The 13318-nt window shown below is 69.7% G+C and carries 13 protein-coding genes; 6 read left to right on the top strand and 7 right to left on the bottom strand.

What is annotated here, in order from left to right:
* Positions 1-54 precede the first annotated feature (54 nt).
* Positions 55-291 carry a hypothetical protein gene (locus OG407_RS44425; protein ID WP_327399413.1) on the top strand — a complete coding sequence of 79 codons (237 nt, stop codon included), beginning with the start codon at positions 55-57 and terminating at the stop codon, positions 289-291.
* A 26-nt stretch (positions 292-317) separates the two neighbouring features.
* On the opposite strand, the gene OG407_RS44430 is transcribed toward OG407_RS44425, so the two are convergent.
* The 4 genes from OG407_RS44430 to otr(A) all read right to left on the bottom strand — a co-directional run bounded on the left by OG407_RS44430 (position 318) and on the right by otr(A) (position 5117).
* Positions 318-1559 carry a ricin-type beta-trefoil lectin domain protein gene (locus tag OG407_RS44430; protein ID WP_405866397.1) on the bottom strand — a complete coding sequence of 414 codons (1242 nt, stop codon included), beginning with the start codon at positions 1557-1559 and terminating at the stop codon, positions 318-320.
* A 153-nt stretch (positions 1560-1712) separates the two neighbouring features.
* Positions 1713-2309: a VanZ family protein gene (locus OG407_RS44435; RefSeq protein WP_403586733.1), complete on the bottom strand. Its 597-nt coding sequence runs from the start codon at positions 2307-2309 to the stop codon at positions 1713-1715.
* Positions 2310-2349: 40 nt separating this feature from the next.
* The gene (locus OG407_RS44440) at positions 2350-3012 is read right to left on the bottom strand and encodes a DUF4230 domain-containing protein (protein ID WP_403586736.1); all 663 of its coding nucleotides are present in this window, start codon (positions 3010-3012) and stop codon (positions 2350-2352) included.
* Between the two features lie 245 nt (positions 3013-3257).
* On the bottom strand, positions 3258-5117 hold the full coding sequence (gene otr(A), locus OG407_RS44445) for a tetracycline resistance ribosomal protection protein Otr(A) (RefSeq protein ID WP_405866399.1): 1860 nt from the start codon (positions 5115-5117) through the stop codon (positions 3258-3260).
* 197 nt (positions 5118-5314) lie between these two features.
* On the opposite strand from otr(A), the gene OG407_RS44450 reads away from it, so the two are divergent.
* Positions 5315-6268 carry a ribose-phosphate pyrophosphokinase gene (locus OG407_RS44450; protein WP_033278914.1) on the top strand — a complete coding sequence of 318 codons (954 nt, stop codon included), beginning with the start codon at positions 5315-5317 and terminating at the stop codon, positions 6266-6268.
* A 55-nt stretch (positions 6269-6323) separates the two neighbouring features.
* The gene (gene tuf, locus OG407_RS44455) at positions 6324-7517 is read left to right on the top strand and encodes an elongation factor Tu (protein WP_405866401.1); all 1194 of its coding nucleotides are present in this window, start codon (positions 6324-6326) and stop codon (positions 7515-7517) included.
* Between the two features lie 15 nt (positions 7518-7532).
* Here the strand turns inward: tuf and OG407_RS44460 are convergent, their stop codons facing one another.
* Positions 7533-7913, bottom strand: coding sequence for an anti-sigma factor antagonist (locus OG407_RS44460; protein WP_403586989.1), 381 nt, complete (start codon positions 7911-7913; stop codon positions 7533-7535).
* A 178-nt stretch (positions 7914-8091) separates the two neighbouring features.
* Positions 8092-8553: a MarR family winged helix-turn-helix transcriptional regulator gene (locus tag OG407_RS44465; protein ID WP_403586744.1), complete on the bottom strand. Its 462-nt coding sequence runs from the start codon at positions 8551-8553 to the stop codon at positions 8092-8094.
* Positions 8554-8683: 130 nt separating this feature from the next.
* On the opposite strand from OG407_RS44465, the gene OG407_RS44470 reads away from it, so the two are divergent.
* Together OG407_RS44470 and OG407_RS44475 are read left to right on the top strand one after the other, a co-directional pair.
* Positions 8684-10138 carry an aldehyde dehydrogenase family protein gene (locus OG407_RS44470; RefSeq protein ID WP_405866404.1) on the top strand — a complete coding sequence of 485 codons (1455 nt, stop codon included), beginning with the start codon at positions 8684-8686 and terminating at the stop codon, positions 10136-10138.
* Positions 10139-10197: 59 nt separating this feature from the next.
* Positions 10198-11304: an NAD(P)-dependent alcohol dehydrogenase gene (locus OG407_RS44475; protein ID WP_405866406.1), complete on the top strand. Its 1107-nt coding sequence runs from the start codon at positions 10198-10200 to the stop codon at positions 11302-11304.
* A gap of 13 nt (positions 11305-11317) precedes the next feature.
* On the opposite strand, the gene OG407_RS44480 is transcribed toward OG407_RS44475, so the two are convergent.
* Positions 11318-12268 carry an NADP-dependent oxidoreductase gene (locus OG407_RS44480; RefSeq protein ID WP_405866408.1) on the bottom strand — a complete coding sequence of 317 codons (951 nt, stop codon included), beginning with the start codon at positions 12266-12268 and terminating at the stop codon, positions 11318-11320.
* A gap of 71 nt (positions 12269-12339) precedes the next feature.
* On the opposite strand from OG407_RS44480, the gene OG407_RS44485 reads away from it, so the two are divergent.
* Complete coding sequence (locus OG407_RS44485; RefSeq protein WP_405866410.1) at positions 12340-13287, top strand: GlxA family transcriptional regulator; 948 nt, start codon at positions 12340-12342, stop codon at positions 13285-13287.
* Positions 13288-13318: the final 31 nt, after the last annotated feature.

Below are 13318 nucleotides of genomic sequence, written 5' to 3' on the forward strand. Positions count from 1 at the left end.
GGCCGGGAACCGTGGACCACTCGCGTCCGCGTGATGCGTTCTAGGCTCTATTGCATGACCGAAATGTCCAGCCCGCACATCTCCAGCCCGCGGATCATGGTGCTCAAGGTGCAGCCCGGTACCCCGCCGTTCCGCATCGTGGAGATCGACGGGGAGATGGTCTGCGAGGCGAGAACCCTCACGGACGTCCTACAGGTCGCGGCCGTGTGCGGCATCACGGTGCATGACCTGGACGACCCGGACGTGATCCGCTGGGTCGGCGGGGACAAACTCACCTGGATGCCGCACTAGGCACTGAACAGCGGGGTGCTACGAGGTCAGCCGACCGTCCACTTCTGGTTGGCGCCGCCCGAGCAGGTCCAGATCTGGAGCGGGGTGCCGTTGGCGGAGTTGTTGCCGGTCACGTCCAGGCACTTGTTGGCCTGTGGGTTGACGATGTCGTTCGCCGAACTGACGGCCCACTGCTGGGCGGCGGATCCGTTGCAGTCGTAGAGCTGCACCTTGGTGCCGTCCGCGGTGCCGCCGGCGTTCACGTCCAGGCACTTGCCGAGCGCGCGGATCGTGCCGTCCGAGCCGACCGTCCACTGCTGGGCGGCCGAGCCGTTGCAGTCGTAGAGCTGTACGGCGGTCCCGTTGGCGGAGCTCGCCCCGTTGACGTCGACGCACTTGCCGGCCAGGCCCTTGATCGCCACCCCGGTGGCGGTGTCACTCGTGGTCACCGACACCGAGTCCACCAGCAGCTGGGCCGGGAAGGCCGTGGCGCTGTTCGGGTCGCCCGGCCAGTCGCCGCCGACCGCGAGGTTGAGGATCAGGAAGAACGGCTTGTTGAACGCCCAGGTGTTGCCGCCCACGTCGGCCGGGGTGCGGGTCTGGTAGACGACCCCGTCGACCGACCACTTGATCGAGTTGGGCGCCCAGTCGACGGCGAAGGTGTGGTAGGCGTCGGCGAAGGCCGCGCCGTTCGCCAGCGTGTAGGCGGCGCCGATCCCGTTGGCGCCGGAGTAGCCGGGGCCGTGGATGGTGCCGTGGATCGTGGAGGGCTCGAAGCCGACGTTCTCCATGACGTCGATCTCACCGGAGTTGGGCCAGCCGACCGAGCCGATGTCGGTGCCGAGCATCCAGAACGCGGGCCACATGCCTTGCCCGCGCGGGATCTTCATCCGGGCCTCGACGTGCCCGTACTGCGCGCTGAACTTCCCTGAGGTGTTCATCCGTGCCGAGGTGTACTGGCAAGTCCCGTACCAGCACTGGTAGTTGGCCGGGTTCTCCTTCTTCGCCGTGATCACCAGATGGCCCTGGCCGTCCAGGGACGCGTTGTTGGTGCCGGACGTGTAGTACTCGCGCTCGTGGTTGTTGACGTTGTCGCCCGTCTCCTGCGTCCACTTCGAGGAGTTGACCGCCGAACCGGCGGCCCCGTCGAAGGTGTCGGAGAACGTGACGGCGTCGGCCTGGGCGTCCGACGTGGAAGCCGCCCGCGCCGGACCGATCGCGGCGGACGCGACCAGTGCGGCGGACAGGGCGGCGAAGAGACATCTGCGGAGCATGCGTGGGGAGGCCACGGCATTCCCTTCTGTACGGCGGACGTGGGGACCGACACGCCGACTGAGGTGGGGGGTGAAAGCGTCGCCTCTTGATTTAAGGAGTGAGATAAGGAGAGCGTCAATACCTTGGTACGGACCAGTAGTTGAATGTGACGGGCCAGTAGTTGATCGTTACGAAGTGGCCTTCGGCGCTTTGGGAGCCTTCGACGCCTTTGGCGTCCTCGCCGCCTTCACGACGGGCTTCCGCGCGTGCACCGCCCGGCCCAGCCGGCGCCCCAGCAGGACCCAACCGATCAGCGCGCCCGAGGTGTTGAGGATGACGTCGTCGATGTCGAAGGCCCGCCCGGTGATCAACGCGCCCTGCGCGAACTCCACCAGGAGCATGACGGTCGCCGTCAGCAGCAGCACCTTCAGGATGCCGCGTGCCCGCGGCGCGAACACGGGCACCAGCACGCCGAAGGGGATGCCGAGGACGATGTTCCCGCCGATCTGCTTGATGGCGTCCCGCATGGCCGGCTGGTCGAGATAGGCCTTCAGGGAGCGGCCCGGGTGCAGATTGGTGTGCACGAGGGCCTTGGACGCGGGGGACGGCTCCAGCGTGAGCTTGGCCAGTACGACCGCGAACCCCACCATGAGGACGAACCCGATCAGCATCGCCAACAGACGCACGGGGAGGGACATTTGGTGGCGTCCGCGGTCGGGTCGGGCCGGCTTCGACTCGGGCTCCGCCTTCTTGGTGGTGCGCAGGCGCGGGACGGTACGGGCCATGCGGTGGGCCTCCAGCTTTCCATGGTTCAGCAGCGCCCGGTCAGGCGCTGTACGAGATGTTCACGGTCTTGAAGCCGAGCGAACCGAGGAGACCCTTGAGCATGCTGGTGGTGTTCGTCTCGGCACGCGTGGTCAGCCCGCTGGTCTTCGCCGCCTCGGCGATGTGCTTGGAAGCGAGCTTCTGCACGGCCTGCTCGCTGTTGGGGTTGTCGGAGAAGATGTCGCCCAGGCGGTCCAGCAGGCCCCGCTGCTTGGAGACCGTGTAGGAGTGGTCCGGGTCCAGCGCCGGCTTGCCGAGGGTCGCCTTCGGCAGCTTGATACTGGCCGTCGTGCGGTCGGCGTTGACCGTCACGTCCTCTTTCCCTAGCTTGCCGAGGTCGACATAGCCCTCCACGGTGCCCGCGCCGACGTACAGCGTGCGGGTGCCGCGGATCGCGTCGGGCAGGAACTTGGCGTCCTTCTCCAGGTCCACGACGACCTGGAAGTTGCCGGAGGCCGCGTCGTAACGGCTCATGTCCTGGATGGACTTGAGCAGCGCCGGACCCGAATTGTCGTGGGTCTCGGTGCCGAAGATGTCCCGCAGGCCCGGGAGCACGGCCAGCCGGAGCCCGGCGAACAGCACGGCGATCACAACGACGACGGCGGTGAGCACCTTCGCCCAGCCCGGCATCCGCCGGGGTATACGGCTGATGGAAGTCGTCATGGGGACGGCCCTCCCTTCCTCGGTATGCGCATGCCCCCCAAATGCCTTGTCAGACAGACCTGTTGGTCGAATGGTCCATCTGACGGAGGCACGGAGGGCGCACAGGGGTGAAAAGTCACGGTTCCGGCCCGCCGGGAGTCCCGGCCGGCCGCAGACAGCATTTCCCGGCCGCTTCACCTCATGCGTCCCGTGACCTTTCCGGAGCACGGTCCGCTCCGTCTTGTGACACTGGCCGGTAACACCCCTCAGCGCGGCCGTAGTTCACGGTCTCCCGACGGCCGTGACCACCACGTTCCCTCCCCGTGCGTGAGACCGGGCAGGGCCAGTTCCACGTCCCGCACCCGGCGGGCCGGCAGCTCGCCGGTGATCAGCCAGGTGCCGACGCCACCCGTCGTCCCGGCGAACTCGGCGCGGCAGGAGGCGAGATGAGCGGTCACCGGGGCGAGTGCGTCCAGCGGGACCTCCGTCTCGAAGGTGACGTACGGCTCGTACAGCCGCGTCCGCGCCAGCCGCAGCGCCCGGCGCAGCACGATCGGGGTGAGACCGCGGAAGTCCGCCGCCGTGCTGAGCGGGGCCGCGTACCCGGAACGGGTCAGGGTGACCCGGTAGTCCGTCACGGGGGCGCCCGCCAGCCCGCTGAGCAGGGTCGCGTGGACCGTGTCCTCGATGGCCTGGTGGAACGCCCTTGGGAGCGCGCCGAGTTCGGTCTCGTAGCCGAAGACCCCGCCCGAGCCGCGCTCCGCCGGTTCGACGCGCAGCCCGATCGTCGCCCAGTAGTGGGTGTGGTCGTGCCACGGGAACTCGTCGCAGGCCTCACCGGTCCCGGCCGGGCGTTCCAGGAACCGCACCCGGCTCGGCTCGAAGTCGGCCTCGATTCCGAAGTCCTGGACGAGAGTCGCCGCGACGACCTCCTTCTGGACCTCCCCGTACAGCAGCAGCACGGTCGCCCCGGACGCGGCCGGCCGTGCGTGCAGCAACGGGTCCTGGTCGGCCAGCGCGAGCAGCGCCGAGCGCAGTGCCGCGGCCTGCTCGGGCCGCCGCGCCCGTACGACCGTCTCCAGTGTCGGCGGCGCGAACTGCGGTGCGCGCGCGGTGAGTTCACCGAGCCGGTCGCCCACCCGGATGTCCTTCGGGCCGGTCAGCGCCCCGATGTTCCCGGCGGTGAGCGGCCCCGGGCGGCCGATGACATCGAGCCGCGTGACCCGACCGGAGACCTCGACCGTCCGGCCGTCGGCCCCGTGGCGGCGGAACGTGAGCCGCTCGTGCGGGGCCACCTCACCGTCGTAGAGCCGCAGATACGCCGTCCGTTCGCGGCCCGGGCCGGGGCGTACCGCGAAGACCGTGCCCCTGGGAGTGCCTGAGCCGGTGGGTGTGGGTGGGATCAGCCGGACCAGGTGGTCGACGAGGGCGGTGACGCCCTGGCCGCCGAGGGCCGAGCCGTGGAACAGGGGGTGGATCGAGCCGTCGGCCGTGCGGGCGGCCAGGGACTTGCGCAGGTCGTCCGGGGTGGGGCGGGGGCCGTCGACGACGGCCGCGAGGATGTCCGGGTCGACCTCGGCGAGTGCCTCGGCCAGGTCCGGGTCGGCGGGCGGGCGCGGGCGTACGCGTGCCGCGGGTGTGCCGAGGCCGGTCACGTCCGTCAGCGGTACCACGTGCGGGGTCAGCCGGCGGCGGATGTCCGCGAGGAGGCCATCGGCGCGGGCGCCCGCCCGGTCGATCTTGTTGACGAAGACGAGCGTGGGCAGCCGTAGCCGACGCAGGGTCCGCATCAGGACGCGCGTCTGCGCCTGGACGCCCTCCACGGCGGAGAGCAGCAGGACCGCGCCGTCGAGCACCTCCAGGGCGCGCTCGACCTCCGCGATGAAGTCCGAGTGGCCCGGAGTGTCGATCAGGTTGACCTGGGTGTCGCCCGACGTGAACGCGGCGACGGCCGAGCGGATGGTGATCCCGCGCTGCCGCTCGATCGCGCCGTCGTCCGTACGGGTGTCACCCGCGTCGACGCTGCCGAGCTGGTCGATCGCGCCGTGGTCGAACAGCAGCCGCTCGGTGAGGCTGGTCTTACCGGCGTCGACGTGGGCCAGAATTCCGATGTTCAGGGTGTGCATGCGTGGTCGAGTCCTCAAGAACCGTCGTCCGGTGGGCAGGGCGGTGGATTCCGAGGAGTCGGCGCATCTGGGGCTCCTGACATGCGGGGGAGTACGGGCGCCGCCATCATGGCCCACAGGAGTGGGCGGTACGCAAGCCGTTTTCGCGGGTCAGTAGCATGAGGCACGGCCGGGAATGATCATGCGAGGAGCAGATCGTGCGAGACATCGCCGTGTTCAGCGGGAGTGCCCATCCCGAGTTGGCCAGGGAGGTCTGCGCGCATCTGGATGTACCGCTCAGCCCCACCCGGGTCAGCCGGTTCGCCAACGACTGCCTGGAGGTACAGCTCCAGGCCAACTGCCGGGAACGGGACGTCTTCCTGATCCAGCCGTTGGTCAAGCCGGTCCAGGAGAACCTCGTGGAGCTGCTGCTGATGTGCGACGCGGCACGCGGTGCCTCCGCCGGGCGGATCACCGTCGTCATGCCGCACTACTCGTACGCCCGCTCCGACAAGAAGGACGCCCCGCGCATCTCGCTCGGCGGCCGGCTCGTCGCCGACCTGATGGTGGCGGCGGGCGCGAGCCGCGTGCTGGCGATGACCCTGCACTCGCCGCAGGTGCACGGCTTCTTCTCGGTGCCGGTCGACCATCTGCACGCGCTGCGTGAACTGGCCGCCCATTTCCGGCAGTACGACCTCTCCCGCACCACCGTCGTCTCCCCGGACCTCGGCAACGCCAAGGAGGCCGCGGCGTTCGCCCGGCTGATCGGCGCCCAGGTGGCCGCCGGCGCCAAGCAGCGGTACGCGGACGACCGGGTCGTGATCAGTTCCGTCATCGGTGACATCGCCGACCGGGACGTCATCGTCCTGGACGACGAGATCGCCAAGGGCAGCACAGTCCTCGAACTCCTCGACCGGCTGCGGGACTTGGGCCCGCGCTCGATCCGAGTCGCCTGTACGCACGGCCTGTTCGCGGCGGGCGCGCTGAAGCGGATCGGCGAGCAGCCCGACGTACTGGAGATCGTCTGCACCAACACGGTGCCGGTGCCCGAGGAGGAGCGCACCGAGAAGCTGCGCATCCTGTCCATCGCCCCGGCGCTCGCCGAGGCCGTACGCCGCATTCACAACGGTGAGTCCGTCAGTGCCCTGTTCGACGCGCCGCCGAACGAATAGACATGAGGGGACGGAGCAACGCTCGGCAGCACCGAGGTGATCAGGAGGACTCGCCGTGGCGAAGGCGAAGTTCGAGCGGACCAAACCCCATGTGAACGTCGGCACCATCGGTCACATCGACCACGGCAAGACCACCCTCACAGCGGCCATCACGAAGGTGCTGCACGACCGGTTCCCCGACCTCAACCCCTTCACGCCGTTCGACCAGATCGACAAGGCGCCCGAGGAACGGCAGCGCGGCATCACGATCTCGATCGCGCACGTCGAGTACCAGACCGAACACCGGCACTACGCGCACGTCGACTGCCCCGGACACGCCGACTACATCAAGAACATGATCACCGGCGCCGCCCAGATGGACGGCGCGATCCTCGTCGTCGCGGCCACCGACGGACCCATGCCGCAGACCAAGGAACACGTCCTGCTGGCCCGGCAGGTCGGCGTCCCGTACATCGTCGTCGCCCTCAACAAGACGGACATGGTCGACGACGAGGAGATCCTGGAACTGGTCGAGCTGGAGGTGCGGGAACTGCTCACCGAGTACGAGTTCCCCGGCGACGACCTCCCGGTGATCAAGGTGTCCGCGCTCAGGGCCCTCGAAGGCGACCCGGAGTGGACCGCCTCGGTGCTCGAACTCCTCGCCGCCGTCGACGAGTTCGTGCCGCAGCCGGTACGGGACGTGGACCGGCCGTTCCTGCTGCCGATCGAGGACGTCTTCACCATCACCGGGCGCGGCACGGTCGTCACCGGCCGGATCGAGCGTGGGATCCTGAAGGTCAACAACGAGGTGGAGATCATCGGCATCCACCCGCAGAAGACCCGGACGACCGTCACCGGCATCGAGATGTTCCGCAAACTCCTCGACGAGGGCCGGGCCGGCGAGAACGTCGGACTGCTGCTGCGCGGGGTGAAGCGCGAGGACGTGGAGCGCGGCCAGGTCGTCATCAAGCCCGGATCGGTCACCCCGCACACGGAGTTCGAGGCCCGCGCCTACATCCTGTCGAAGGACGAGGGCGGCCGGCACACGCCCTTCTTCCACAACTACCGCCCGCAGTTCTACTTCCGTACGACGGACGTGACCGGAGTGGTGACCCTGCCGAAGGGCACCGAGATGGTCATGCCGGGCGACAACACGACCATGCACGTCGAGCTGATCCAACCCATCGCGATGGAGGAGGGGTTGAAGTTCGCGATCCGTGAGGGCGGGCGGACCGTGGGGGCCGGCCAGGTGACCAAGATCCTCAAGTAGCCCTCGTCGAAAGGCTTATAGCGTGCCGGACGTGGCCTCGGGCTGCCCCAGGGCCGCGTCCACCGTCGGCTGCGGCGGCAGCAGCCGGTTGAGCCCGGTGACCCGCAGGATGCGCAGGGTCAGCGGGTGGGTGCAGACGAGACGCAGCCGCCCGTCGCGCTCCAGCACCCGCTGCCGCGCCCGGAACAGCAGGCGCAGCCCCGAGCAGTCGAAGAACTCGACCTGGCTGAGGTCGATCACGATCCGCGCGCGGGGCCGCGCCGTCACCCGGTCCAGATACGGCTGGATCTCCGTCGCCGCGGCGATGTCGATCTCCCCGCGGAACTCCAGGACCGTGAACCCGCGGTCCCGGTGGATCCGCAGATGCCGGGTCAGTGGCGCGGGTTCCTGCTGCACGTCCACTTCGCCTCCAACCGGCCCTCGGTGAAGCGGGGTTGAGCGTAGAAGCGCTCCCCGCCCTGCAAGTTACCCTCGATGGAGTGAATTTGAGCATGTTCGATTGACATATGTCTTCGAATCTAGCCAGAGCTTTCTGTGATGTGCGCGGCAGCCACGCACCGGCGCACGCCCGGGCCTACGACAGCGCGTGCCACGCCTTGGAAAGTGCCAGGCGGAACTGCTCGCTCTGGTGCGCCGTGAGCTCGCGCACCATCCGCTCCTCCAGCTCCCGCACCGGCCCGGCGCACCCCGTCAGCAGCTCCCGCCCCTCCTCGGTCAGCAGGATCAACAGCTCGCGACGGTTCCGCGGATTGCGCTCCCGGCGGATCAGCCCACGCCCCTCCAGGGAGCGCACGAGGTCCGCGATGGACTGCGCGGTGACGAAGGAGTCCCGGGCGAGCTGCGCCGCCGACAGGCCGTCGTGTCGCTCCAGGACCGTGAGCGCGGTGTACTGGAGTGCGGTGATCCCGTACGGCCTGACCAACTCGTCCAGGTGCGAGCGGACGACCAGCTCCACCTGCTTGACCATGTACAGCAGGGACGGGGGTGTCTTCGTCGCGTGGGCGCCGACAAGGGGTTCAGCCAGGGGTTCAGCCATGGATTCACCCTAGAGCATTGACAGGAAACCTGTCTGTAACGAGACTGCGGACCAGACGAGAAACCAACAGGAATCCTGTTGGTTGAAATCTTGGCAACGATAGTCCTGGCAACGATGCTGAGGAGTGGCGATGACCGCCTTCGAGATCGAACCCGGCCGCCTGTTCGTCGGGGGCCGGTGGCGCGAGGCCGCCGACGGAGCGCGTACCGAGGTGGTCGACCCGTCCCGGGGCCGGGCCGTCACCACGGTCGCGGAGGCGGGCCCCGCCGATGTGGACGCCGCCGTCCGCGCCGCCCGCGAGGCCTTCGACAGCGGCCACTGGTCCGGGCTCAGCGGTCGCGAACGCGGCCGGATCCTGCACCGCGTCGCCGAGCTGATCCGGGAGAACGCCGACGAACTCGCCCAGCTGGAGAGCCTCGACGTAGGCAAACCCATCACCCTGTGCCACGCCGTCGACGTCACCAACGCGGCCAACGACTACGAGCACTACGCCGCCCTCGCCTTCTCCCTGGACGGCTCGACCCGCGACACCCCGCTCAACGCCCTCGCCTACACCAAGCGTGAGCCGCTCGGCGTGGTCGCCGCGATCACCCCTTTCAACTTCCCGCTGATTCTGGCCGGTTCGAAACTCGCCCCCGCCCTCGCGGCCGGCAACACCGTGGTGCACAAGCCCGCCGACGAGACCCCGCTCAGCGCCCTCTACATGGCCGGACTGCTCCAGCGGGCCGGCGTCCCGGACGGTGTCGTCAACGTCGTCACCGGCGCGGGCCCGGTCGCCGGCGAGGCTCTCCTCCGGCACACCGGCATCGACAAGATCGCCTTCACCGGCTCCACCGCCGTCGGCCGGCACGCCGCGAGCGTCGCCGGCGAGAACCTCAAGCCCGTGACCATGGAACTCGGCGGCAACGCGGCCCACCTCGTCTTCGAGGACGCCGACCTGGAGAAGGCCGTCGGCGCGGTCATCAAGGGATTCGTCTTCAACACCGGCCAGTTCTGCATGGGCGGCCCCCGCCTGCTGGTCGCGCGCTCGGTGTACAGCACCCTGCTCGGCATCCTCGCCGACGCCGTCCCCGGAGTGCCGCTCGGCGACCCCCGGCTGCCCGAGACCGTCGTCGGCCCGATGGCGGGGGAGCGGCACCTGCGCAAGGTCGAGGAGTACGTCGACCTCGCCCGCAAGGAGGGCGCCCGCATCGTCTGCGGCGGCGAACGCCTCGACCTGGACGGCGGCTACTACTACAAGCCCACGGTCATCGCCGACCTCGCCAACGACTCCCGGGTGATCCAGGAGGAGATCTTCGGCCCGGTCCTCACCGTGCAGCCCTTCGACACCGAGGACGAGGCCGTCGAACTCGCCAACTCCACGCCCCACGGCCTGGCTTCGGGCATCCAGACCGGCAACCTCGCCCGCGCCCACCGCATCGCCGACCGGCTCCAGGCGGGCATCGTCTGGATCAACGACTGGGCGATGCTCGACCCCAACGTCCCCTTCGGCGGCGTCAAGGACTCCGGCTTCGGCCGCGAGTACGGCCCCGAGGGCCTCGCGGCCTACACCCGGACCAAGTCCGTCGTCGTCTCCCTCGACTGACCACGCCCATCAACGCGACCGTCAACTCAACTGACCACGCCCACCCAGGAGTTCGTACGATGTCCACCACCACGCGCGCGGCCGTCGTCGAGTCGGGCGGCGCACCCTTCACCCTCACCGCCGTCGAACTGGCCGAGCCGGGTCCGCACGAGGCGCTGGTCCGGGTCGTCGCAACCGGCCTGTGCCACACCGACCTTGGCGCGGCCAGCGGCGGACTGCCCTTTCCGCTCCCCGGAGTTCTCGGTCACGAGGGCGCCGGCGTCGTCGAGGAGGTCGGCTCGGCCGTCACCGGTGTCGTACCCGGCGACCACGTCGTCCTGTCCTTCACATCCTGCGGCGACTGCCGCAACTGCCGGGGCGGACACCCCGCTTACTGCGCGACCTGGCTGCCGCTGAACCTCATCGGCGGTCGCCGTGCCGACGGCAGCAGCACCATCAGCCGCGACGGCGAGCCCCTCGGCGGGCACTTCTTCGGTCAATCCTCTTTCGCCGAAAGGGCGTTGGTCGACGAACGCAGCCTGGTGAAGGTCGACCCGGATGTACCGCTGGAGTCGATCGCCCCGCTGGGCTGCGGAGTTCAGACCGGAGTCGGCGCCGTCTGGAACGTTCTCAAGCCCCGACTCGGCGACACGATCGTGGTGCTCGGTGCCGGGGCGGTGGGCCTGTCCGCGGTGATGGCAGCCGCGCTCACCCCGGCCACCCGGATCATCGCCGTCGACCGGGTCGCCGAACGCCTTTCGCTGGCAAAGGAGTTGGGGGCCACCCACACCGTCAACGCGGGCGAGGCCGACCTCGGTGAGACCCTCGCGGTGCTGACCGACGGCCGGGGGGCCGACGGCATCGTCGAGACGACCGGCAACGTCGGAGTCCTCCGCCAGGGCGCCGACGCGCTCGCCGCCCGGGGCACCCTGGTCGTCGTAGGGGCACCGCCGTTCGGCAGTGAAGTCGCCCTGGACGTCAACGGGTTGCTCCCCGGGAAGCGGATCGTCGGACTCACCCTCGGCGACAGCGAGACACAGAGCTTCATCCCGGCGCTGGTCCGACTGGTCAAGGAAGGGCGGCTGCCGCTGCACCGCCTGATCACCACGTATCCGTTCGCGGACATCGACCAGGCGGTGCGGGACATGAGCGCGGGCAAGGCCATCAAGCCCGTGCTCACCTTCTGACCTGTTCGGTCGGTCAGTCGACCGTCAGCACCAGCTTGCCCGCGGTGCGGCCGGTGCCGCCGAGCGCGTGTGCCTCGGCGGCATCGGCCAGCGGGAACGTCCCGGCGATCGTCGCGCGCAGCTTGCCCGCCTCGACGAGTTCCGCGATCGACTGCATGTCGGCGCGGTCGGCGTCGACGAGCATCCGGACCGCCCGCACACCGAGCCGCTCGGCCTCCTCGTAGAAGTCCGGCTTGCCCATCGGCACGATGGAGACCACGATCCCGCCCGGCCGCAGTACCCGCAGCGACTTGAGCGCGGTCTCGCCGCCGAGCATGTCCAGGACGACGTCCACGTCCTTCACGGCCTCGCTGAAGTCGGTCTCCCGGTAGTCGATCGCCTCGTCGACGCCGAGTTCGCGCAGGAAGTCGTGCTTGGCCGCGCTCGCCGTGCCGATCACGTAGGCGCCGCGCGCCTTGGCGATCTGTACGGCCACGTGCCCGACCCCGCCGGCCGCCGCGTGGATCAACACCCGCTGCCCGGGCTGGACTTGGGCGTTCTCCACCAGCGCCTGCCACGCGGTCAGCGAGACCAGGGGCAGTGCTCCCGCCTGGATGTGGTCGATCTCGGCGGGCTTGTGGACGAAGTCGCGGGCCGGGGCGGCGACGTACTCGGCGTGCGAGCCGTGGCCCCACGGGTAGGACAGCATCCCGAAGACCTCGTCGCCGGGTGCGAAACGGGCGACACCGACGCCGACGGCCTCCACGACGCCGGAGACGTCCCAGCCGAGGGTGAACGGCGGCTCGCCGAGGAAGCCGCCGGTGGCCCGGTGCTTCCAGTCGGTGGGGTTGAGCCCGGCGGCGCGGACCCGGATCAGGATCTCGTTGGCGCGCGGCGCGGGGCGCTCGACCTCGGCGACTTCGAGGACCTCGGGATCGCCGAGGGCGTACTGGGTGATGACGCGCATGGTGTTCACAGTGCTCATGGTCAGTCAGCCTGCCGGGTCCCGCACGACAAGAAAATGGCACGATGGCCAACCTTCGATAGGATCGTGCCATGCAGCATGTGGAACGGGTCGTGGTCCTGGCGCTCGACGGCGTCTACCCCTTCGAGCTGGGCATCCCCAGCCGTATCTTCGGCGCCGCCGACGGCCACTACGAGGTGCTGACCTGCACGGTCGACGGCCGTCCGGTGCGCACCAACGCCGACTTCTCGGTCGCGGTGGAGCACGGACCCGAGATCCTCGAAACGGCGGACACGGTCGTGGTCGCCTCCATGGCGACCCCGCACATCCCCACCGGGCTGCCCACCGAGATCGCCGACGCCCTCGCCCGGATCCGCCCGGACGCACGGATCGTCTCCATCTGCACGGCCGCCTTCGTGCTCGCCGCCGCCGGTCTCCTCGACGGCCGCCGCGCCACCACCCACTGGCAGGTCGTCGACCGCTTCCGGGCCCTGTATCCGCAGGTCGACCTGGACCCGGACGTGCTCTTCGTCCAGGACGGCCGGATGCTCACCTCCGCCGGCGCGGCCTCCGGAGTCGACATCTGCCTGCACATCGTGCGCACGGACCACGGCAGTGAACTCGCCAACATGGTCGCCCGCAGCTGCGTCGTCCCGCCGTTCCGCGACGGCGGCCAGGCCCAGTACATCCAGCAGCCGGTGCCCGACTGGGGGGTCACCAGCACGGCCGCCACCCGCGACTGGGCTCTGACCCGCCTCGACGAGCCCCTCGCCCTGACCGACCTCGCCCGGCACGCCGGCATGAGCCTGCGCACCTTCGCCCGCCGCTTCAACGACGAGGTGGGCCTCAGCCCCGGCCGCTGGCTGATCCAGCAGCGGGTGGCCCGCGCCCGCGACCTCCTGGAGGCCAGCGACCTCTCGGTCGACCAGATCGCCGGCCGCGTCGGCTTCGCCACGGGCGCGTCCCTGCGGCAGCACCTGCACGCGGCGATCGGGGTCTCCCCGCAGGCGTACCGGCGTACGTTCCAAGAAGCCCGCTGAACCCCAACGTTTCGGCCCGCCCGTGCGTCGT

Origin of the sequence: Streptomyces sp. NBC_01515 (assembly GCF_045040345.1) — a bacterium.
Taxonomy (GTDB): Bacteria; Actinomycetota; Actinomycetes; order Streptomycetales; family Streptomycetaceae; genus Streptomyces.